This window comes from Pseudomonas sp. LBUM1672 (assembly GCF_059695655.1).
This window is the reverse complement of record NZ_CP166781.1, coordinates 3000128-3020799: the sequence shown is the minus strand read 5'-3', so window position 1 is coordinate 3020799 and position 20672 is coordinate 3000128. Positions and strand designations below refer to the sequence as shown.

Below are 20672 nucleotides of genomic sequence, written 5' to 3'. Positions count from 1 at the left end.
TTTCATGCCCGATCGAAAGGTTTCAAGCGCTCAGCAGCACGCCGCATAAACCACCCAGCAGCACCAGCAACCACGGCGGGCATCGCCAGAACAGCAGCGCCATCAACGCCAGCACCGCCAACAGGACATCCAGCGGGCTGAAAATCGAGCTGGTCCACAACGGTTGATACAACGCGGCCAGCAACAACCCGACCACCCCGGCATTCACTCCGGCCAGCGCCGCTTGCACCCGGCCATTGCCACGCAAGCGCTGCCAGAACGGCAACACGCCGATCACCAACAACAGCGACGGCAGGAAAATCGCCAGCACGCACACCAGCGCCCCACTCCAGCCACTGATGGAGGCTCCCAGAAACGCCGCGAACGTGAACAGCGGCCCCGGCACCGCTTGAGCAGCGGCATACCCGGCGAGAAACACGTCATTGCTCAGCAGCCCCGTATTCACCACCTGACTTTGCAACAGTGGCAACACGACGTGGCCGCCACCAAACACCAGCGCGCCTGTGCGGTAGAAGCCGTCGAACAAGCTCAACATCGAGTCCGGCCAGTGATGCGCGATCAGCGGCAACCCCAGCAGCAAGGTCACGAACACAGCAATCGCCAGCCAGCTGGCCACGCGACTGACCTGAATAGACAAGCCCTCCCGTGGCGTCGCATTGGCGTTGTGCAGCAAGACCAGGCCGATCACCGCCGCCACGGCCATCACCGTCAACTGCCCGCCAGTCGTTGGCCAGAGCAACACCCCGACCGTCGCCACCAGCATGATGCCCACGCGCACCGGACCTCGGCATAACGTACGAGCCATTCCCCACACGGCCTGAGCCACCACGGCGACGGCGACGATTTTCAGCCCGTGAATCAAACCCGCTGGCAACGCCCAGCCACCGTGGGTGATGCCGACTGCCAACAGCGTAAGTATCAACGCCGAAGGCAAGGTGAAACCTGCCCACGCCGCCAATGCCCCCGAAAACCCGGCGCGGGACAAACCCAGCGCCATGCCCACCTGACTGCTCGCCGGGCCCGGCAGAAACTGGCACAGGGCGATCAATTCGGCGTACGCGGCTTCGCTCAGCCAGCGCCGACGCGCCACGAACTCACTGCGAAAATAGCCCAGATGCGCGACAGGGCCGCCAAACGAGGTCAGCCCCAGACGGAGGAAGATCAGGAAAATCGCCCACGGCTTGTCTTTTGTCACGGGTGTGCTGTCCTGCGCACCATCGAGGCTGTTCATGTGGCGTTAAAGCTCCTTGGTCCAGAACAGCATGCGGCCATGGGCCGGGTCGAACATGCCGGGCGCAAAGCCGAACTTGCCATAGGAGGCCTGCGCGACGGCATTGCCTTCGAGCACTTCCAGGGTGATTTTGCAGCAACCCCGTTGGCGGGCGATGTCTTCAACCTTTTGCAGCATTCTTTGGCTCAGCCCCAGACCGCGAAACTTCGGCGCTACCGACACATCGTGCACGTTGACCAGCGGCCGACAGGCAAACGTCGAGAAACCTTCGAAGCAATTGACCAGCCCGGCCGGTTCGCCACGGACAAACGCCAGTACGCTGAACGCATGGGGACGCTTCGCCAGCTCTCCCGGCAGTTGTTGCAGAATGTCTTCGGACAGTGGCTGACCGCCGCCCATCGGGTCTTCGGCGTACGCATTGAGCACCACACCGATAGCCTCGGCATGCAGCGGATTGGTGTAGCTGGCTTGAAGTACCAGAATTTCTGCGGCTTCCATTTCCATCGTCAACGTCCCGTCAAGTGGTCCCGGCGCGTCGCTCGCGCCGGGAGGTCGACGGACATTATCGCGAGGCGCAATCGGCGACAACCCGAACCTGCCTCAAACGCCCCAGATCAGCGTTTCGGTCCAGCCCAACTCGGCAAAATCATTGGCTCTTAACTGCGATTCACCGGCACAGAAAAACTCGTCCAGTTGCGGCGGTTTGACCGAGGTGCCGCTGAGCATCGCGTGAACCTGGCCACGGTGATGAAGCTGGTGCTCGAACAGGTGCGACAGCAGGCGCAAACGGCTGTCATGTTGCGGCGTGTCCCGGGCAATGGTCACGATTCGCCCCAGGTCGGCGTCGCGCAGTTGTTCGCAATAAGCAATCAGGCGACAGTCCACATGCGCTTGTTCACGCTGCAGATCGGCACCCGCAGTGAACGGTTCGTCCTTGACGAAGAACACATGGCAATCAGGATGCGGATCGTCACCGCGCAGTTCCCGCTCAAGCGCATCCACGTAAAACCAGTCGTTGGTCAGGATGTGGTTGAGGGTGGCAATGAGGCTGGGGAAGAAGCTGACGCGCGGTGCCGCCAGTTCAGCCGGGCTCAACTGATTCCAGGCCTTGGCGAGTCGATGATTGGCCCAGGCATTCTGATAAGCCATGGTCAACAAATGGTGAGACAGAGGCTGATTCATATTCGCGGCTCCCGGCCATCAGGCTTCGGCGAAACGTTGCAGCTGCATTTCCTGTAAACGGCTTAACGTACGGCGGAACGGGAATTCCAGATAGCCCTCGGTGTACAACGCCGTCATCGGCACCCGCGCTTCGAGGTACAGCGGCACCTTGCGGTCGTAACACTCGTCCACCAGGGCGATGAAACGCCGGACACCGTCGTCATGCACCGACAATTGCGGCAGCTCGCGATCACCGGCCACGACCCGCTCGGCACCGTCCTCGGTGCCTCGGGCGATACGTCCTTCGCGTTTCTGCGCGCTGAGATTGGGCACGTCACTCAACAGAATAGCGCTGAAGGTGTCGCACAGCACCATGAAGTCCATGGCGGCAAACGGTTGTTCGCACAGGTCGGCGTAGCGGCACCAGAGCACCGTCAAACTGGCCTGTACCACGTTGATCGAGCGATAACCGACCGTAATCGGCTCGCTGGATGTTGACTGGCCAACGGTCAACGCCTTGAACACTTCACCGAGCGCGCTGGGTTGCCCGGAATCCGCCACCCAATAACGTTGCAGCGCAGCGCCCGGATGCAGGCGATGGTCTTCGCCGCCATCCACCGCGATCACCTGCATGTGTTGTTTGATCGCCTCGATGGCGGGCACGAAACGGTCGCGGTTGAAGCCGTCGGCGTATAGTTGGTCCGGCGGCTGATTGGAGGTGCAAACCACCACCACGCCCTGCTCAAACATCACTTGAAACAAACGCCCGAGAATGATCGCGTCGCCAATGTCGTTGACGAACAGCTCATCGAAACACAACACCCGCACTTCCTGGCTCAACTCACGGGCCAGCGCCTTCAGCGGGTCTGCGGTGCCAGTCAGCTGGAACGAGCGCTGATGCACCCAACCCATGAAATGGTGGAAGTGTTGGCGTCGGGCCGGGACTCTCAGGGTTTGGTAGAACTGGTCCATCAACCAGGTTTTTCCCCGCCCGACCGGACCCCAAAGGTAAACGCCGGTGACTGGTGTGCGCCCTTCATGCAACGCTTCGTGGCATTTTTGCAGCGCCCACACGGCATGTTCCTGGGCTTCGTCCTGGACGAAGCCCTTTTGTTCAATGGCGTGTTGCCAGGCGCTTAGGGGAGAGTCGACATTCATGCGCGGCAGTATGCCACGGCGCCCGGATTTACAGAGAGATGTCTAGCCTGGCGATCTTGCCCTGTTCGTTGAGGCGAAACATGTAGCGCAACTCCAGAGGACTGCCGGGAAACGTCCCGGAAATCAGGTTGTGCACCAAGACTTTGCCGGTACGTTGCTGAACGTCTAGCACTTCGACCCGAGGTTCATAACGCTGCGCGGTGTCTTGCATCCACTGGGCGATGGCTTGCGTGCCGATCCGGTGCTGGCCCTCATCGAACACGTTGGCGTCCTCAGCAAAAAAACTGCCGACCCGCGAGGTGTCGCGGGCATTGGCGGCAGCAATGTAGGCGGCGATGGCGGGTGCCAGTGAAGAGGCTGGATTGGACATGGGTGCGGCTCCTTGTTGTTTGATTCTGGAGCCATGCTAGAACAGGTCTGTGTCAGTTCTTGTCAGGAGTGAAACGCCCGGCGTCATCCAGTTGCATCTGCTTGTGCCAGGTGCGCAACAGGTCGCTGCGTCGCCCCGGATAGCGCTCACCCTGCTCAGTGGCGGCCGAGATCCGGTCGGTGCGAAACGTGCGGTAGGCACTGCGCAATTCACACCAGGCGACGATGATCCGCACCTCATTGAGAAAACCCAGCGCCAATGGCCAGATCAGCCGCTGACTGGGCACTTGATGGGCGTCTGCATAGTCGATGTTCAGCTTGGACTGATCGCGGATGGCCTGGCGAAACACGTTTAACGGTACGGCATTTTGCGGATAGCCATAACCGCGCGGGCCCGGCAGCACCGTCGGGTTGCGCAAGGCGTCCTGAGCTTCAGGCGCCAACACCGCAGCAATCTTCGCCAGGGCGTCGGCCGCAGCTTTGCTCAACACCTCGTCGCCACGCTGATCGACGTAACGTAATCCGAGCACGATGGCTTCGGTTTCGTCGGCATTGAGCATCAAGGGCGGCAGGAACAAACCGCTGCGCAACACGTAACCAACCCCTGCTTCGCCGAAAATCGGTGCACCCAGCGCCGTCAGCTCGGCGATGTCGCGGTACAGCGTGCGTTCGGAAATCTCCAATTCACTGGCCAGCGTTGCAGCCGTAGCGGGACGACTTTTGCCCCGCAGCACTTGCAGCAACGTGAGTAAACGAGTGGTACGCGACACGATCTGTAGTCTCTTTCCTGAGAAGTCGTCGGAGCTTAGCAGAGGCTGCTGTCAGAAACTGGCAGGAGCAAAATGCTGCGCGGACTCTCAGTCACACCTACTTTGTGGCGAGGGAGCTTGCTCCCGCTGGGCTGCGTAGCGGCCCCAAAATGAGACAGCAACGCAGATTTTTATGAGTGCAACGCACTCAAGCGGGAGCAAGCTCCCTCGCCACAGGTTTTTTGCTCGACTGAAGATTGTGCTGAGTTTGACAACGTTATCCCCGGTGGTCGGCTGTTTTGCCCTGAATGAAAAAGCGCCTTGACGGCTCATATTACTGACATCATATTTAATACATGCTGATAGACATTTAAATAAATCCCGCCGTTGTTCCTCAGGAGTCACCTCATGCATTACAAAGTCTTCGGTCGCAAAACCGGCTTGCGGGTTTCGGAACTGGCGCTGGGCGCCGGCAATTTCGGTACCGGCTGGGGCCATGGCGCCGAGCGTGACGAAGCCAAGCGCATTTTCGATGGCTACCTGGAGGCCGGCGGCAACTTTATCGACACCGCCAACGGCTATCAGGGCGGGCAGTCGGAAGCCATGCTTAGCGAGTTCATTGCAGCGGAAAGGGATAGCCTGGTCATCGCCACCAAATACACCTTGGGGACCACACCCGCCGCGGGCATTTCCCACACCGGCAATAACCGCAAGAACATGGTTCGTGCCGTGGAAGAAAGCCTGAAACGGCTCAACACCGATCACATCGACCTGTTCTGGGCGCACATGAGCGACGGCGTCACGCCGATGGAAGAAATCCTGCGTGGCTTCGACGATCTGGTGCGTGCCGGCAAGATTCACTACGCCGGGCTGTCGAACTTCCCGGCCTGGCGCATCGCTCGTGCGGATGTGTTGGCCGAAGTGCGCGGTTTTTCGCCCATTGCAGCGATTCAAGCCGAGTACAGCCTCGCCGAGCGCACGGCTGAACGTGAACAACTGCCGATGGCCGAGGCATTGGGCCTGGCCGCGACGTTATGGTCGCCATTGGGTGGCGGTTTCCTGACCGGCAAGTACCGCAACAGTGATGGTGACAACCGCGCCGCCAAACTCGGCATGCTGATTCACGCCGAAAAAAGTGCACGGGAAACCGCCCTGCTCGATACCTTGCTGGCCGTTGCGGCGGAGCTTGGAGCCAGTCCGACGCACGTGGCCATTGCCTGGCTGCGCGAAAAGGCCAAACGCTCGACGACGGCGTTGATCCCGATCCTGGGTTCGCGGACTCGTGAGCAGTTGGATGCGACGTTGGGCGCGCTGAACGTGCAAATGAGCGCGGAGCAATTGTCGCGGCTGGATGGGGTAAGCGAGGTGGCGAAAGGTGTGCCGCATGAATCCATTGCCGGGTCGATGGCGCGGTATAGCGGCGGTGAAACCCTTGACCTGCCAATCATTCCCGTGGCCTGACACAGATCCAATTGTGGGAGCGAGCCTGCTCGCGATGAGGCCATTGCATTCAGCGACGATGTTGAATGTAAATCCGCTATCGCGAGCAGGCTCGCTCCCACATTGGGATTGTGTTTTAACGGTCTGTTTTGTGTTTGGCCGCGTACAAACACAGCATCTCCATCGCCAACGTCGCCGCCGCCAGCGAGGTGATGTCCGCATGATCGTAGGCCGGCGCCACTTCCACCACGTCCATCCCCACCAGATTGATCCCGCGCAACCCGCCGAGAATTTCCAGCGCCTGCACCGTGCTCAAACCTCCGCACACCGGCGTTCCGGTGCCCGGCGCGAACGCCGGGTCGAGGCAATCGATGTCGAACGTCAGGTACACCGGGTTATCCCCCACCCGCGCACGAATCGCCTCGACGATCGCCTCACACCCTTGCCGATGCACGTGCCGCGCATCCAGCACTTGAAAGCCCTGGTGGTCATCATTGGTGGTGCGCAGACCGATTTGCACCGAGCGCGCCGGATCCACCAGTCCTTCCTTGGCCGCGTGCCAGAACATCGTGCCGTGATCGACACGCTTGCCCTCTTCGTCCGGCCAAGTGTCGCTGTGCGCATCGAAGTGAATCAGCGACAGCGGACCATGTTTGCGCGCATGAGCCTTGAGCAGCGGGTAGCTGATGAAGTGATCGCCGCCGAACGTCAACATTGCGCAACCGCCGTTCAGGATCTGCTCGGCGTGGGCCTCGATGCTTTCCGGTACCGAGTGCGGCGAGCCGTAATCGAAGTCGCAATCACCGTAGTCGATGACCGCCAGATGATCGAACGGGTCAAAGGTCCACGGCCAGTGGCGCTCCCAGGCAATCCCGGTAGACGCGGCACGAATGCCGCGCGGTCCGAAGCGTGCACCGGGACGGTTGCTGGTGGCAGTGTCGAACGGCACACCGCTGACCACCACGTCGACACCGCGCAAATCACGGCTGTAGCGACGGCGCATAAAACTGGTGATACCGGCGTAGGTGCTTTCGGCGGCAGTTCCATAGAGGCTGTCGCGGGTCAGGGCCTGATCGTTTTGCATCGGGGCGTCCATGGAGATCTCCTTTTTATTTATTGGCGACTACGGAAAGTGGTCCACAGGCGCGTGCGCGTACGCATGTCCTTGAGGCTCATGCTGCGGTCGGCGTATAGCCGTTCGCGGGTGTCGGCCAAGGGGTAGATGTCCGGGTCGGTGCGCACGGCTTCATCCACCAGCGGCGTCGCCGCCTGGTTGGCCGTGGCAAAGAACAGCGTGTTGGTCAGCGCCGCCACGGATTCGGGGCGCAGCATGAATTCGATGAACGCCCGGGCTGCCTCGGGGTGCGGCGCGTCCTTGGGAATCGCCAGGTTGTCCTGCCAGACCAGCGTGCCTTCCTTGGGAATCCGGTAGGCCACCTCGAACGGTTTATTGGCCTTGCGCGCCTGGTCGGCGGCCATGCTGGCGTCGCCGTTGTAGGTCAAGGCCAGGCACACGCTGCCGTTGGCCAGATCATTGATCTGCCGCCCGGTAGCGACGTACAGCACATTGGGCTGCAGCTGATGCAACAACGCCTCGGCGGCGGTCAGATCGGCCTTGTCGGTGCTGTAGGGATCTTTGCCGAGATAGTGCAACGCCAGGCCGATCACCTCTTGCGGCGAATCGAGAATCGCGATGCCGCAGTCCTTCAGCTGGCTGGCGTATTGCGGCTTGAACAGCAGATCGAGGCTATTGAGAGGGACATCCGGCAAACGTTTTTTCACGGCCTCGACATTCAAGCCCAAACCCAGCGTGCCCCAGGTATACGGCACGCCAAAACGATTGCCGGGGTCGACGGCGGCAAGTTTTTCCAGCAGGTCCGGATCGAGGTTGGCGTAACCCTTGAGTCCGTCGTGAGGAATCTCCTTCAACGCACCGGCCGCCAAACCACGGGCCAATACGCTGGATGACGGCACCACCACGTCATAGCCGCTGCCGCCGGTGAGCAGTTTGGTTTCCAGCACCTCGGACGAATCGAAGGTGTCGTAACGCACGTGAATGCCGGTTTCCTGTTCGAAACGCTGCAAGGTTTCGGGCGCCACGTAATCGGCCCAACTGTAGAGGTTGAGCGTCTTTTCCTCGGCCTGGGCCGACACGGCCATGGCGAGAAACAGCGCGGGCAAACACAGTTTGAATACGGGAGCCATGACGATCACCTGACCAGAGGAAGTGGTTGCAGCGTGCGCGCTCGGATACATTGGCGAAATATCAAGTTTGTTAACCTGACTTTATTGCGGAGCAATGTTTGATGCTCGGTCAACTCCACGACCTCGACCTGCAACTGCTGCGCTTGTTTGTCCGCGTGGTGGAATGCGGCGGGTTCAGCGCGGCGCAAGGTGAACTGGGTTTGAGCCAGTCGAGCATCAGCCAGCAAATGGCCAAACTCGAAACCCGGCTTGGCTACCGCTTGTGCAGTCGCGGCAAGGGTGGATTCAGGATCACGCCCAAGGGCGAACAGTTGCTGAGCGCGACGCGCGGGCTGTTTGAATCCATCGAAGCGTTCCGTCATCAATCCAACGGCGTGGCGGGACGGTTGATCGGCGAAGTGCGCCTGGGCCTGTCCGAAGCCCTTGATCAATCGGTGCTGCAGAAAGTTGCTGGTGCGATCCGGCGTTTTCGTGAGCGGGACGAGTCAGTGCGCATCGAGTTGATGAGTGCCATGCCCGGGGAAATGGAACGCCTGCTGTTGCAACAGAGACTGGACCTGGCGATCGGCTATTTCTCCCAGGTACAAAGCGCGTTTGACTACCGCGAACTGTTCAGCGAAACCCAGCACCTGTATTGCGCTCCCGGGCATCCGTTGTTTACCGATGATGCGCCGGATGATCTGGCGTTGCAGGCGTGTGATCGGGTTGATCACCCTTATCGTTTCCTGCGCAGCGACGAGCCGTTTCAAGGCAAATTATGTTCGGCACGGTCCGAGCAGGTTGAAGGCACCCTCGCCTTCATTCTTTCCGGCAAGCATGTCGGTTATTTGCCCGATCATTTCGCCCGTAGCTGGGAAGACAAAGGTTTGCTACGCGCCGTACGCCGGGATGACCTGAGTTTTGATGTGGCGTTTCACCTGGCGCGCCATCGTGCGCAGGTGCCGGGGGATGCGCAGAAGGCATTTGAAGAAGACCTGCTCGCCGCGTTTGCATGAACACGCACGAACCCTGCGGGAGCGAACTGTGGCGAGGGGATTTATCCCCGTTCGGCTGCGAAGCAGTCGTCAATCCGGACAAACCGGTCTGTCTGAACGGACGCGGGGGCCGCTTCGCGACCCAACGGGGATAAATCCCCCCACCACAACTGGGATTGTGCTGGGTTCCGGGTTCATTGCTCGCTACAAAAAAGTCTTTCTGGCATCCTGCGCCTCCATTTTTTGACCTGGCCCCTGGCGCTTTCCTCGTGACCTCTTCCGAACACGCAAAACCCCAGCCCCGTTCCGACCTGATCTACGGCCTCAACGATCGCCCCCATCTCACCGCCACGGTCTTCGCCGCCCTGCAACACGTACTGGCGAGTTTTGTCGGCATCATCACCCCGACCCTGATCATGGGCGGTGCCCTCGGTCTGCAAAGCGAAGTGCCGTACCTGATCAGCATGGCGCTGTTTGTATCGGGTCTGGGTACGTTTGTTCAGGCGCGGCGCTTCGGCCCGATCGGTTCCGGCCTGTTGTGCCTGCAAGGCACCAGCTTCTCGTTCATCAGCGTGATTCTCAGCGCCGGGTTCATGGTCAAGGCCCGGGGTGGCGGTACCGATGAAATCCTTTCGACGATCTTCGGTGTGTGCTTTTTCGCCGCGTTCATCGAAGTGGTATTGAGCCAGTTCATTGGCAAGCTGCGGATGCTGATCACGCCCGTGGTGACCGGCACCATCATTACCCTGATGGGCCTGTCGCTGATCAAGGTCGCCATGACCGACATCGCCGGCGGCTTCGGCGCAGCGGACCTTGGCGCGGCGAGTCATCTGGCGTTGGCGGCGCTGGTGCTCGGCACGATCGTGGTGTTGAACCGGGTCGATGTGCCGTTCCTGCGCCTGGGGGCAATCGTCATTGGCCTGACGTTGGGTTATGTCGTCGCATGGCTGATGGGCGACGTCAATTTCGCCAGCCTGCCCGACGTGCCGCTGATGAGTGTGCCGGTGCCGTTCAAGTACGGCTTCAATTTTGACTGGGTCGCGTTTGTGCCGGTGGCGGTGATTTTCCTGGTGTCGCCGTTGGAAGCCGCTGGCGACCTGACCGCCAACTCGATGATTTCCCGGCAGCCGGTCAAGGGCCCGATTTACATCCGCCGGATCAAATCCGGCCTGCTGGCTGACGGCCTCAACTCGGCCATGGCGGCAGTGTTCAACAGCATGCCGATGGTGACCTTCGCCCAGAATAATGGCGTGATCCAGTTGACGGGCGTGGCCAGCCGCTACGTGGCGTTTTTCATCGCCGGTCTGTTGGTGCTGTTGGGACTGTTCCCGATGATCGGCGCGGTGCTGCAGTTGATGCCCAAACCGGTGCTCGGCGGCGCCGAGCTGGTGATGTTCGGCACCGTGGCGGTGGCCGGGATCAAGATCCTCGCCGAAGCCGGTTTGCATCGGCGCAACATGCTGATCGTGGCGATTTCCATCGGCATGGGCCTGGGTGTCGCGGCGGTGCCGGACGTGTTGCGCGAGCTGCCGAAGGCGCTGCACAACATCTTCGAATCGCCAATCACCGTCGGGGCGTTGTGCGCTATCGTGCTGAACATCTTCCTGCCCGAGGAGTTCATCGAGCTGGAAGAGGACGATTTCGACCCGGAAGCTTCGATCCTGCAGGTCATGGAAAACCCCGATGTCCCGGCCAAGGGTGAACCCGCACGCACTCAAGCGGTCGCACAGTTGAACCGCTAGAAAGGCTCAAGGGCTGAGCCTGTGGCGGTTCAGCCCTTTTCTTTATGAGAGCGTCTACATGCGCAGCGTCCACGCCGTCATCCTTTCCCTGCTGTTGCTCTCCCTGAGCGCCTGCGCCCTCTTCCCCCATCGCGACCCGTTGAACATCAATGTGGTCGGCATCGAACCGCTGCAAAGCCAGGACATGGAAGTGCGCTTTGCCGTGAAGATCCGCGTGCAAAACCCTAACGAAACACCGATCGACTACAACGGCCTGGCGCTGGACCTGGAGGTCAATGGCCAGCCGCTGGCTTCCGGAGTCAGTGATCAGTCGGGCTCGATTGCACGCTTTTCCGAAACCGTGCTGAGCGTGCCGGTGAGCGTTTCGGCGTTCTCGGTGATACGCCAGACATTGGGGCTGAGCCAGACGCAAACGCTGAACAACCTGCCCTACGTGCTGCGCGGCAAACTGGCGGGTGGTTTGTTTGGCACGATGCGTTTTGTGGACACCGGCAAACTGAGCCTGGGGTCTACGACCGGCACGCGGTAAAACCGACGATAAATATCCCCTGTGGGAGCGCCCGTGGCGAGGGGATTTATCCCCGTTCGGCTGCGAAGCAGTCGTCAATCCAGACAAACCGACCTGTCTGAACAAACGCGGGGGCCGCTTCGCGACCCAACGGGGATAAATCCCCTCACCACAGGTTTCGTGCTCGCCTGAAGATGGTATTGAGTGAACAACATCAGCTTTCACGGGTGGGTTATGCGGTGAAGCGGACCCCAGGCTTGGAACATTCGTCAACGGTCAGCTCAAACACATCCGGGCGCGCGTAGTGACCGACCACATCAAAGTCGTACCGCGCGCGGATCAGGTCGTCGGTGTCGATCTCAGCGGCGAGCAACCCCGCCCCGTCACGCAGCGGCCCCGCCAGAATGTCGCCCATGGGGCCGACGATCACGCTGCCGCCGGCAATCAGCGGCCGATCCGCCGGCCAGTTGGCGATCTCCACGCCCAAGGCCTGCGGTGAGTCCTGGACCTGACACGCGCTGACCACGAAGCAGCGTCCTTCATGGGCGATGTGGCGCATGCTGACCTGCCACATTTCCCGCTCGTCCACCGTCGGCGCGCACCAGACCTCGATGCCTTTGGCGTACATCGCGGTGCGCAGCAGCGGCATCATGTTTTCCCAGCACACCACCGCACCGATGCGCCCGACCTGGCTGTCGATCACCGGCAGCGTCGAGCCGTCGCCCTTGCCCCAGATCAGACGCTCAGTGCCGGTCGGCATCAGCTTGCGGTGTTTGGCGACCAGCCCGGCCTGCGGATCGAACAACAGCGCCGTGCAATGCAACGTGCTGCCGGCGCGCTCAATCACGCCGATCACCAGATTGGCCCCGGTGCGGGCCGACAATCCGGCCAGCGCTTCAGTCTCGGCGCCGGGCACGTCGATGGCGTTGGCAAAATAGCGGGCAAAGGCTTCACGACCTTCCGGCAACCGGTAGCCCAGCTGAGTGCCAAAGCCCTCTCCCTTGGGGTAACCCCCCAGCAACGCTTCGGGCATGACCACCAGCGCGGCACCAGATTCGATAATCGCGTTTTCCCACGCAAGGATCTGTTCAAGGGTCTCGGCCTTGCCGCCGGGCAAGGCGCCGATTTGCAACGCTGCAACAATGGACTTGGGCATGTCTGTCACTCCGAAAGCAATGAGGTGTTGCTCATTCTCAGGCGCCACCGGATCATCAATAAAGCCCGATTCACTGCTGAATGATATGAACCTTATGAATATCGCGACCGTTGACCTCAACCTGCTCAAAGTCTTCGAAGCGCTGCATGAAGAGTCCAGCGCCAGCCGTGCGGCGTTGCGCCTGGGCGTAACGCAATCGGCCGTCAGCGCGGCGCTGCGACGGTTGCGCGAGCTGTATGGCGATCAGCTGTTCGTGCGCACCGGCCGAGGCCTGGCGCCGACGCTCAGGGCCAACCAGTTGAAACCGGTGGTGAGCGACGCGCTGAACAAATGCCGGCAGAGCCTGGCGATGGTCGACCCGGCGGCCAATCATTACGACGGACGTTCGGTCACGGTGGGGTTGTCGGATGATTTCGAGATCGCCTACGGTCGGCGGTTGATCGAGGCCATTGCCCTAAGCGCGCCGAAATTACGCCTGATCTTTCGGCAGACGCACAGTCAGATCGTCGCTCAGGCATTGATGGAGCGCAGTATTGATCTGGCAATCACCGCGGGCGGTTTCACCGAGCGATTGCTCAGTCGCCAAGTGCTGGGGGAAGGCGGTTATCTGTGCCTGGTGGATCCGCTCAGCCTGGCACCGGGGCAACAGGCAATCAGCCTTGAAGAGTTTGTGGCCCGCGAGCACATTCTGGTGTCATCGGGCGGTTTTATCGGGATCACCGATGAGGGCTTGGCAGCGTTGGGGCTGAATCGGCGGGTGTGCGCCTCGACCACGCACTTTGCAGCATTGCCACACCTGCTCAAGGGCAGTCAGGCGGTGGCGACCATTCCGGCCCACGCGGCCAAAAGCATTGCGGCGCTCTGCGGACTGGCGCTGCTGCCCTGCCCTCTGGCCTTGCCACGCTACCCGATCGAACTGGGCTGGCGTACCAGCACGCAACTCGATCCGGTGGTGTTGAAAGTGCGCGAGGCCATTGTCGCGAGTTTTGCCTGAGGCCGGTCTTACTTGGCGGCCATCAAACGGTTCACTTCACTGCGCACCATGTTCGCGAATTCCGGCGGTGACATGGCGTCAAGTTCGGCACGAACCCATTCCGCCCATTTGCCTTTGCGCTTGGCCCGCTCGCCAAACAACCGCGCGGCTTCGCCCTTGGATTTGCCAAGGTTGCTTTGCCAGAGGTCGAACAGACGGGATTTCTCATCTTCAAGCGCTGCGCGCTCAGCCAGGGGTTTGTCGGCCAGATTGAAGCTCATGGGGAGTTACCTGCTGCGTAAAAATAGGCGCCATCTTACACTGTAGGACGAAATGTCTGACTCGGGATTTTTCCTCGACTCACAGTCAGTGCGCAAATTCACTGCAACTTTTTCGGTTGCCGCAGACTCCATTGTTCACTGCCCATTTACCTGCAAGGAGTACCCAATGGCCCGGAAAACAGCCACACAAGTCGCCAATGACCAGATCAAGGATCAGGCATTCAGCGAACTTCAATCCTTGATCGAAGAGTCGGAAAAACTGCTGAAAAGCAGCGCTTCATTAGTGGGTGAGGAAGCAGAGACCCTTCGTGGGCAAATCGCCCAGAAACTCCAGCAGGCCCGGGATTCGGTCACCAGTGTTCGCGACCGCACCAAACCGGTAGTCGACGCGACCGAGACCTACATCGGTGGTCATCCATGGCAAACCGTCGCCATCTCAGCCGGTTTCGGCCTGGTGGTCGGGTTGTTGCTGGGCCGCCGTTAAACGGTCCCGCTTCAATAGCCACACTGCAAAAAGGCGAGCATTGCGCTCGCCTTTTTCTTGTCCGCGTTTTGCTCCGGTTTCAGAGCCCTGCCAGTGCTCGCAAATTCGCCAACGTCTGGGCATCCAGTTGAATGCCTTGGGCATTCGACTTGGTTCGCTGGTGATGACGTCGATCACCCGGCAGGCGTTTGAGCCCCACGCTGTGCATCTGACGAACCAGTTCTTGGCTGCGCTCGGCAAAATTCTGCCCGGCCGCCTTGCTCGGATCGATCACGATCAGCAATTGCCCGGTCCACGGCGTCTTGGCTCCCGGATGGTTCTTCCAGTCGAACTCGAAGGAGAAATTGCCGCCGGTCAGTGCCGCCGCCAACAATTCGACCATCATCGACAGCGCTGAACCCTTGTGCCCACCGAACGGCAGCAACGCGCCACCCTCCAGAATCGCCTTCGGATCCTGAGTCGGCTGACCAAGGCCGTCCACGCCCATGCCCGCCGGCAGGCGCTCACCTTTTTGCGCGGCAATCTGCACATCGCCATGGGCAATGGCGCTGGTGGCCAGGTCAAAGACAATCGGTTCACCGTCAGCCCGGGGCGCGGCGAAGGCAATCGGGTTGGTGCCGAACAACGGCCGGTCGGCGCCGTGTGGCACTACGCACGTCATGCTGTTCACCACGCTCAACGCCACCAGCCCTTCATAGGCAAACGGCTCGACATCCGGCCACAGTGCCGCGAAATGGTGGGAGTTACGAATTGCCAACACCGCAATCCCGGCGCTGCGGGCTTTTTCCACCAGCAGTGCACGGGCCGCCGCCAGCGCGGGTTGGGCAAAACCGTTAGCCGCGTCGACCCGGACAAACCCCGATGCAACATCCTCGACCACCGGCACGGCCTGGCCATTGACCCAGCCACTCTTGAGCGTCGAGACATAACCTGGAATACGAAACACGCCATGGCTGTGGGCGCCATCGCGTTCAGCGCCGGCGCAATTCAGCGCCAGAGTCTTGGCGACATCGGCGGAGGTGCCGTGGCGCAGAAAAATTTGCTCAAGCAATAGAACGAGCGCGTCGAAATCGAGCGAGGGGGTGGTCGAACTGACGGCCACTTCGGGCGTTGCGGTCATCTGAAGCTCCAGTTTTATTATTGAATACGGGCACCAGGGGAAACGAGGTTGCATGGCAACCAACAGCAGACGTCGATTAAGCGCTGTTGTACCGGCGTCCTGTCAAGTCTCGAGCGCTTGCTCTTCTCAAGCAATATGTACCGCACCGACGCCTTCCAATGACCGTAGTGTTTTTTCCCGACCTGACGACCCGCGATCAACCGCCGGTCGTAACACTGAGGAAAACACATGACTGATCCCGCCCTGCCGTATTTTTTTGACGAAGCAGAACGTGCCTCCAAGGCTAAACAGCCTGGGGATCGCGAGAAAGCGTTGACGTTCTCGATGGATGATCTGAAGTGGCTGAATAACGTGTATCTGGCCACCCACGCCGCCCGTATCACGCAAAAAGACCCGATGTTCGCCTGTCAGCTGTTGCTGCGGGTGACGGGCACCCCGGATATCCCCTTGGCTGGAGCCTTCGCCATGAGTCGACCCGACGACGGCGAAGTCACGCTCTACACGCCATGGAAAGGCCTGATCAAATTCGCCGACATGGACGACCTCAAAAGCTGGCTCAAGGAGTGGCTGGCGCAGACCATCGGCAAGCGCGAGCTGCTGCGATTTCTCTCCATCGAGCAACGCAGCGCCTTGCCCGCCGCCTCCGTACCCGACATTGCAACGGAAGACATCAAAGGCGCGGTCTTCCAGGACCAACAGCTCATCCTCGACCGCAATCAGGCCCAAAACATCACGACGATGATGGCTGAACTGGTCAAGACGCCGACCCTGCAATCGATGCTCGACGACGCCCTCAGGAATGCGTTGGAAATACCCTTCCCCAAACTGGACCAGCGCCTGACGCGCCTCAAGAGTTATGTCAGGACGATCTCAGCCTTCGACGACGGTGAAGACCAGCATACGATTTCCTCGTACTCACTGAGCGATGCGCTGTTGCACTTTTACCTGACCCATCACTGGCCTGCGGGTGATTCCAGGGTTTTTTCCAACCACGAACACGGTGTGAGCAGCGACGCCGACAACCAGGCCTGGGAGAACGCGATAAAAGAGATCGCGCACAGCTTTACGCCCCATCTGCAAAGCCTGCTCGGCACATTCTGGAATACGCCCATGAGCAACGGGCTGTCACGGCTGGAATTCTTCACCGAGTGCCTGCGCGACACCTTCCACATGAGACTGCTCAACCAGCGTCAACAAGGGACGTTGACGACGCAGGAATACCTGCGACTGATGAATGTCAGCCTGACGCCTGACCGAAGAGACCCGCTTCGTATCGAAAAGGTACGTGTCACCGCGCCCCTCAAGCATTTCGCCGAGCTGGCCTCGACGTTGATGATCGGGAGCGTCAACACCCTGGGCTTTCTGTACACCCCATCCAGAGGTATCGAGGCGACGAGCAATCTGCCAGCCATCAAGAAAATCGTGCTGCAGATGATGAAAAGCGAAGGACATGACGACACGTTATTCAATTTCATGTCGTTGAACGAACGCGAGACCTTTCTTGCGTTCGAGCCAGATGAGCGCGTGATTGAAGGCAAAACGATCGTCGGCCCGGTGTTTAAACAATTGATGGCCGACATCCTGATCAAACAGCGGGATAACCTGAGCCATGCGTTGGGCCTGTACCGCGAAAGTGAAGGCACGCTAAACCCCTATGCCTTGATTGATAAGGCGCTGGACGTCCGGGGATTGATTGATGACCGACTGCTGACCAGCGACGCCGGGGGGCGCTGGAGTACCCGGGTCGACCATCGCCGGAGCGCGCGACCGGCTACTGTGCGCGCCGAGTCGGCCAAAGCCGAACTGGCACTGCTTGATACCGTTGAGCAGGCGCTTGATCAGCGCCTTGAAAACCACCCGGCCATTCCCGCAACAACCAGCACGCTGACCGAGGCGCTGAACCTCGTCAGCTCATCGGTGGCGAGCCTGCAATCGAGTTTTACGCATACTTTGTCAACAGCCTTGCGCAGTGAACTGAAGCTGCGCGCTGTCACCCGCACGCTGGGGCCGACGGAACAGGCCATCGTCAGTACCGTGCTCGATTCCCCGGTACACCTGCAACGCGCGGCATTAAACGGTTTCTTGCCCGATGTCTTCTCCCTGGCATTAAAGGCCGGCGCTGGGACAGACGTGCTGAAACTGGCCAGTTGTTTTTTGCTGACTGAGCGAGGTGGCCTGGACCCTGTGCATTCGGGCAAAGCGATCTTGTGGACACCTGCGTTCGGATTCGAAGCGTTCAAGACTCTGACGCCGCTGCTGGACGAACTCGATCGACGTCTCAAAGACGATGATCAGCGGACAACCCTTTTAGAAAACCTTGGCCGCAGCGAGCGCTTGCCGGGAACGACTTACACGCTGGCGCCGCTGCAACGGATCTTTGGCCATTTTCTCGATTACCTGCAAAAACCCTATGTCTGTCTGGACGAAACGATGGTCGGCCGCGCGCTCGCCACGAAGCTCCCCGCCACGCCACTCGCCAGCCTTTTGAATCTGGTGGGACTACGCAAGCCCCAGACAGGACTACGCCGCGCCAAGGACATTGCCCAGTCTCTGACAACCCGGCAAAAACTCCCGGCGTGGCTGGCAAAAGCGCCGATCAAAGACTTGATTCTGCAGGGCGAACTGCTGCAGCAATACCTCGATAACGTCAAAGACGACCGGGACTACCTGGCCGGTATTCCGTCACTGCGCCGTACGGCTCACGATGAACTTGAGAAACAGCTCAAGGCAGACATGTTCAACATCGATCCGGATCAAGTCCAGGTCCGTATCAACGCACGCCCAGGCGCTGCGGTCAGGCCGCAAATCCTGACCGATTTTGCGTTGAATCACCTTGAGGATCTGGATAAGGCCCATTTCAAACTGGTGTCGCTGGATGCCACTGTGATTCCTGAGGATATGGACGAAAGCTACATCAAAGACCTGATACGCAACCTGAAACCGGGCGAGCATCAACAAAAGATCTTGAGTGACGCCCTCGCAGACACGGAGACAAACGCGGGGCGCAGGAAACGGTTCTACACCCAATTACCGTGGCAACTGATGCACTACGCCCACTCGGAAAAACTCCAGGAGCGTCTGAGCGAGACGGGGTTTGACCTGATCCGGCAAGTCATGGACATGCCCGACGCCATCGCCCGTGCGGCAATCGAGGGTGCGAACGCGATCATTCGTCCGCTGGAGTTTCTGGGTATCGGGAACGGGCAGTCGATCAAAGTGCCTGGCGTTTATCTGATCGGTTCCAAGGCCGATAGCAAGGCGCCACACGTGCTTGTCGCGCCTCACAGCCCGCAGCACGGGGTCAAAGAATACGCCAACGAAACACACTTGCTGACGGAACTGAAGAACCAGGGCGGATTGTTGGATTGGGTACTCATGAACCTCCCACAGCCTGACCGCACGCATGTGCAATACCGGATGATGACCACCAGCCCCCAGTTGACGCCGGTCACACTGGCGTCCAATCCAGTCAAAGGTAATCTGTTCAAGCATTTGTTCAATGACAATGCCGCGCTATTGGGGCGATTGCTTGGTTTTCAGTCGGATAACCAGAAGCAAGGCGAATGGGCAACCATCAAGCATGTGCTGGGCGAAGATGTGCACGAAGCCTTTTCGTTCTGCATGGGCAAACTCGCTTACCCCCTCACGGTGTGGCGCAGTTATCGCGATATCAAGCAGTCCGCCGAGGACCTCCAGATGCACAAATGGGGCGCGGCGATCAGCGCGTTTATCAGCGGCATTTCACAATTGGCCTCGTTACGCCTATCGCTGGGAGATGAACCGCAGCAACCTTCGTCGCCAGTCGCGCCGGCGACGCAACCCCAAGACACCCGAGTCAAGTGGCAGAACGTCGATATAACGGCACCGGAACGCACTCGTCTGCAGCGCCATGAAAGCCTCGAAGCCGACCTTGGGTCGCTGACACACGACTCTACGCTTGGGCTCTACACGCACCCGACAACCAAAAAGCGCTTCGGGGCAGTCGAGGGCAAAGTCTATCCCGTCGCCAAACATGGCACCCGCTGGCGCATCAGCGACGGAAAAAAAAGGGGGCCTCGACTGCGCCAGAATGTCGCGAAACAATGGATGCTGGACAGGCAATCGTCGGCAGAACGGCCCGGCCTCGTCAAACGGCTGGAAACGGCCCTGACGGTTTGGGAGGGCATGAATGTCGACGCCAATGGCATGCACCGGATCCGCCAGCTGTTTCCGAAGAAGGCGCGTCAGATTGATTCCGCGCTGGACCTGGCGACCACCTATGCCTGGAATGCGTTTCGGAATCTGGAATTGCTCAAATCGACCGATGGAACAGTCACTCCCGCACATCAGCTCATCATGGATTTTATCGACGTGCCGTCGGTGTCAGCGGCCCAGTTGGAAAAACTTGAAAAAGTGGTGGGCGATATTTTTGCAGCGTTGCTGGATCCCTCGCTCAGGAAGCCCAAATCGAAGCGTTTTGTGGTGGGCAGGCTGATCGAAGGGGCGGAACATACGTTCGGCTTTACCGTTCCAACGGATGTAAAACAAAGGATCTATCTGGCAGAAAAATTCTTCGCCCCCGGATTCAATCATTACCGCGAGCATCTTTCCGACACTGCCTTCCCTATCAGTACCCATGCCCGAGCGACGACGCTGATTCATGAGCTCGCCCACACTGCCTGCAAGGCCTCGGATATTTCGTACCTTGATTCCGGCAGACCTTTTCCCGATCTGATCGGAACAGCGACCCTGACCGCCAGCGCTCTGAAAAAAGCATTACGCGAACTGCAAAGCACCGCACTGTCGCTGAAGACCCCTCTTACCCGGTTGTTTATGGTCCAGGATCCGGATACCGAGGTGTGGGAGGACCTGGGCAGCACTTCCGGTGAAGATACCGATAGTGTGAGAGAGCATATCCTGGCCTTGACCGGCGCAGAAAACCTGAGCGGTGCCCGCCACACATTCAGGAAAGACCCAATGGCCAGGCTGTCGGTCCAACTCGCAAACGCCGACAGCGTCGCCTGGCTGATCAGTCATCTGGGCCGTCAACTGCACGTCAGCACGCCCTGATGTCAAAAATAATTCCCATTTGATGGTTAATTGCCATGACGGCTGTTCTCGCATGCTTCCCCACAAGGTTAG

At 59.8% G+C, this 20672-nt stretch carries 18 protein-coding genes; 7 read left to right on the top strand and 11 right to left on the bottom strand.

The window, feature by feature from the left end; genetic code table 11:
• Window positions 1–22: 22 nt before the first annotated feature.
• The 6 genes from chrA to ACA053_RS13770 all read right to left on the bottom strand — a co-directional run bounded on the left by chrA (window position 23) and on the right by ACA053_RS13770 (window position 4689).
• Entirely contained in the window at window positions 23–1231 is a 1209-nt protein-coding gene (gene chrA, locus ACA053_RS13795) for a chromate efflux transporter (protein WP_497395953.1), read from the bottom strand.
• 6 nt (window positions 1232–1237) lie between these two features.
• A complete protein-coding gene (locus ACA053_RS13790; protein ID WP_497318234.1) occupies window positions 1238–1729 on the bottom strand; it encodes a GNAT family N-acetyltransferase in 492 nt (163 codons plus the stop codon).
• Between the two features lie 102 nt (window positions 1730–1831).
• Window positions 1832–2413, bottom strand: a complete 582-nt coding sequence (locus ACA053_RS13785; RefSeq protein WP_497395951.1) for a DinB family protein — start codon at window positions 2411–2413, stop codon at window positions 1832–1834.
• An 18-nt stretch (window positions 2414–2431) separates the two neighbouring features.
• On the bottom strand, window positions 2432–3550 hold the full coding sequence (zapE, locus tag ACA053_RS13780; RefSeq protein ID WP_497395949.1) for a cell division protein ZapE: 1119 nt from the start codon (window positions 3548–3550) through the stop codon (window positions 2432–2434).
• A gap of 28 nt (window positions 3551–3578) precedes the next feature.
• The gene (locus tag ACA053_RS13775; protein ID WP_077747789.1) at window positions 3579–3920 is read right to left on the bottom strand and encodes a nuclear transport factor 2 family protein; all 342 of its coding nucleotides are present in this window, start codon (window positions 3918–3920) and stop codon (window positions 3579–3581) included.
• A 52-nt stretch (window positions 3921–3972) separates the two neighbouring features.
• Window positions 3973–4689 carry a helix-turn-helix transcriptional regulator gene (locus ACA053_RS13770; protein ID WP_497317872.1) on the bottom strand — a complete coding sequence of 239 codons (717 nt, stop codon included), beginning with the start codon at window positions 4687–4689 and terminating at the stop codon, window positions 3973–3975.
• Between the two features lie 387 nt (window positions 4690–5076).
• On the opposite strand from ACA053_RS13770, the gene ACA053_RS13765 reads away from it, so the two are divergent.
• Entirely contained in the window at window positions 5077–6129 is a 1053-nt protein-coding gene (locus ACA053_RS13765) for an aldo/keto reductase (RefSeq protein ID WP_497395947.1), read from the top strand.
• Window positions 6130–6244: 115 nt separating this feature from the next.
• Here ACA053_RS13765 and speB read toward each other — a convergent pair whose 3' ends face one another.
• Window positions 6245–7204 (bottom strand): agmatinase, encoded by a 960-nt coding sequence (speB, locus tag ACA053_RS13760; RefSeq protein ID WP_497395945.1) that lies wholly within the window; start codon window positions 7202–7204, stop codon window positions 6245–6247.
• Between the two features lie 17 nt (window positions 7205–7221).
• Entirely contained in the window at window positions 7222–8313 is a 1092-nt protein-coding gene (locus ACA053_RS13755) for a polyamine ABC transporter substrate-binding protein (protein ID WP_497395943.1), read from the bottom strand.
• Window positions 8314–8414: 101 nt separating this feature from the next.
• Here ACA053_RS13755 and ACA053_RS13750 point away from each other — a divergent pair, with 101 nt between their 5' ends.
• The 3 genes from ACA053_RS13750 (at window position 8415) to ACA053_RS13740 (ending at window position 11558) form a co-directional block, all read left to right on the top strand.
• The gene (locus ACA053_RS13750) at window positions 8415–9308 is read left to right on the top strand and encodes a LysR family transcriptional regulator (protein ID WP_109630842.1); all 894 of its coding nucleotides are present in this window, start codon (window positions 8415–8417) and stop codon (window positions 9306–9308) included.
• Between the two features lie 248 nt (window positions 9309–9556).
• Window positions 9557–11029: a nucleobase:cation symporter-2 family protein gene (locus ACA053_RS13745; RefSeq protein ID WP_497395941.1), complete on the top strand. Its 1473-nt coding sequence runs from the start codon at window positions 9557–9559 to the stop codon at window positions 11027–11029.
• A 58-nt stretch (window positions 11030–11087) separates the two neighbouring features.
• Window positions 11088–11558: an LEA/WHy family protein gene (locus ACA053_RS13740; RefSeq protein WP_497395939.1), complete on the top strand. Its 471-nt coding sequence runs from the start codon at window positions 11088–11090 to the stop codon at window positions 11556–11558.
• A gap of 211 nt (window positions 11559–11769) precedes the next feature.
• Here ACA053_RS13740 and ACA053_RS13735 read toward each other — a convergent pair whose 3' ends face one another.
• Window positions 11770–12693, bottom strand: a complete 924-nt coding sequence (locus ACA053_RS13735; protein WP_497395937.1) for a carbon-nitrogen hydrolase family protein — start codon at window positions 12691–12693, stop codon at window positions 11770–11772.
• An 85-nt stretch (window positions 12694–12778) separates the two neighbouring features.
• Between ACA053_RS13735 and ACA053_RS13730 the strand changes: the two genes are divergently transcribed.
• Window positions 12779–13687, top strand: coding sequence for a LysR family transcriptional regulator (locus tag ACA053_RS13730; protein ID WP_497395935.1), 909 nt, complete (start codon window positions 12779–12781; stop codon window positions 13685–13687).
• 8 nt (window positions 13688–13695) lie between these two features.
• On the opposite strand, the gene ACA053_RS13725 is transcribed toward ACA053_RS13730, so the two are convergent.
• Window positions 13696–13947, bottom strand: a complete 252-nt coding sequence (locus ACA053_RS13725) for a hypothetical protein (RefSeq protein ID WP_010460650.1) — start codon at window positions 13945–13947, stop codon at window positions 13696–13698.
• A gap of 166 nt (window positions 13948–14113) precedes the next feature.
• Between ACA053_RS13725 and ACA053_RS13720 the strand changes: the two genes are divergently transcribed.
• The gene (locus tag ACA053_RS13720; RefSeq protein ID WP_109630828.1) at window positions 14114–14431 is read left to right on the top strand and encodes an ElaB/YgaM/YqjD family protein; all 318 of its coding nucleotides are present in this window, start codon (window positions 14114–14116) and stop codon (window positions 14429–14431) included.
• A 79-nt stretch (window positions 14432–14510) separates the two neighbouring features.
• Here the strand turns inward: ACA053_RS13720 and ACA053_RS13715 are convergent, their stop codons facing one another.
• Window positions 14511–15551 carry an Ldh family oxidoreductase gene (locus tag ACA053_RS13715; RefSeq protein WP_109630825.1) on the bottom strand — a complete coding sequence of 347 codons (1041 nt, stop codon included), beginning with the start codon at window positions 15549–15551 and terminating at the stop codon, window positions 14511–14513.
• A 228-nt stretch (window positions 15552–15779) separates the two neighbouring features.
• On the opposite strand from ACA053_RS13715, the gene ACA053_RS13710 reads away from it, so the two are divergent.
• Window positions 15780–20600, top strand: coding sequence for a dermonecrotic toxin domain-containing protein (locus ACA053_RS13710; protein ID WP_497395932.1), 4821 nt, complete (start codon window positions 15780–15782; stop codon window positions 20598–20600).
• Window positions 20601–20672: the final 72 nt, after the last annotated feature.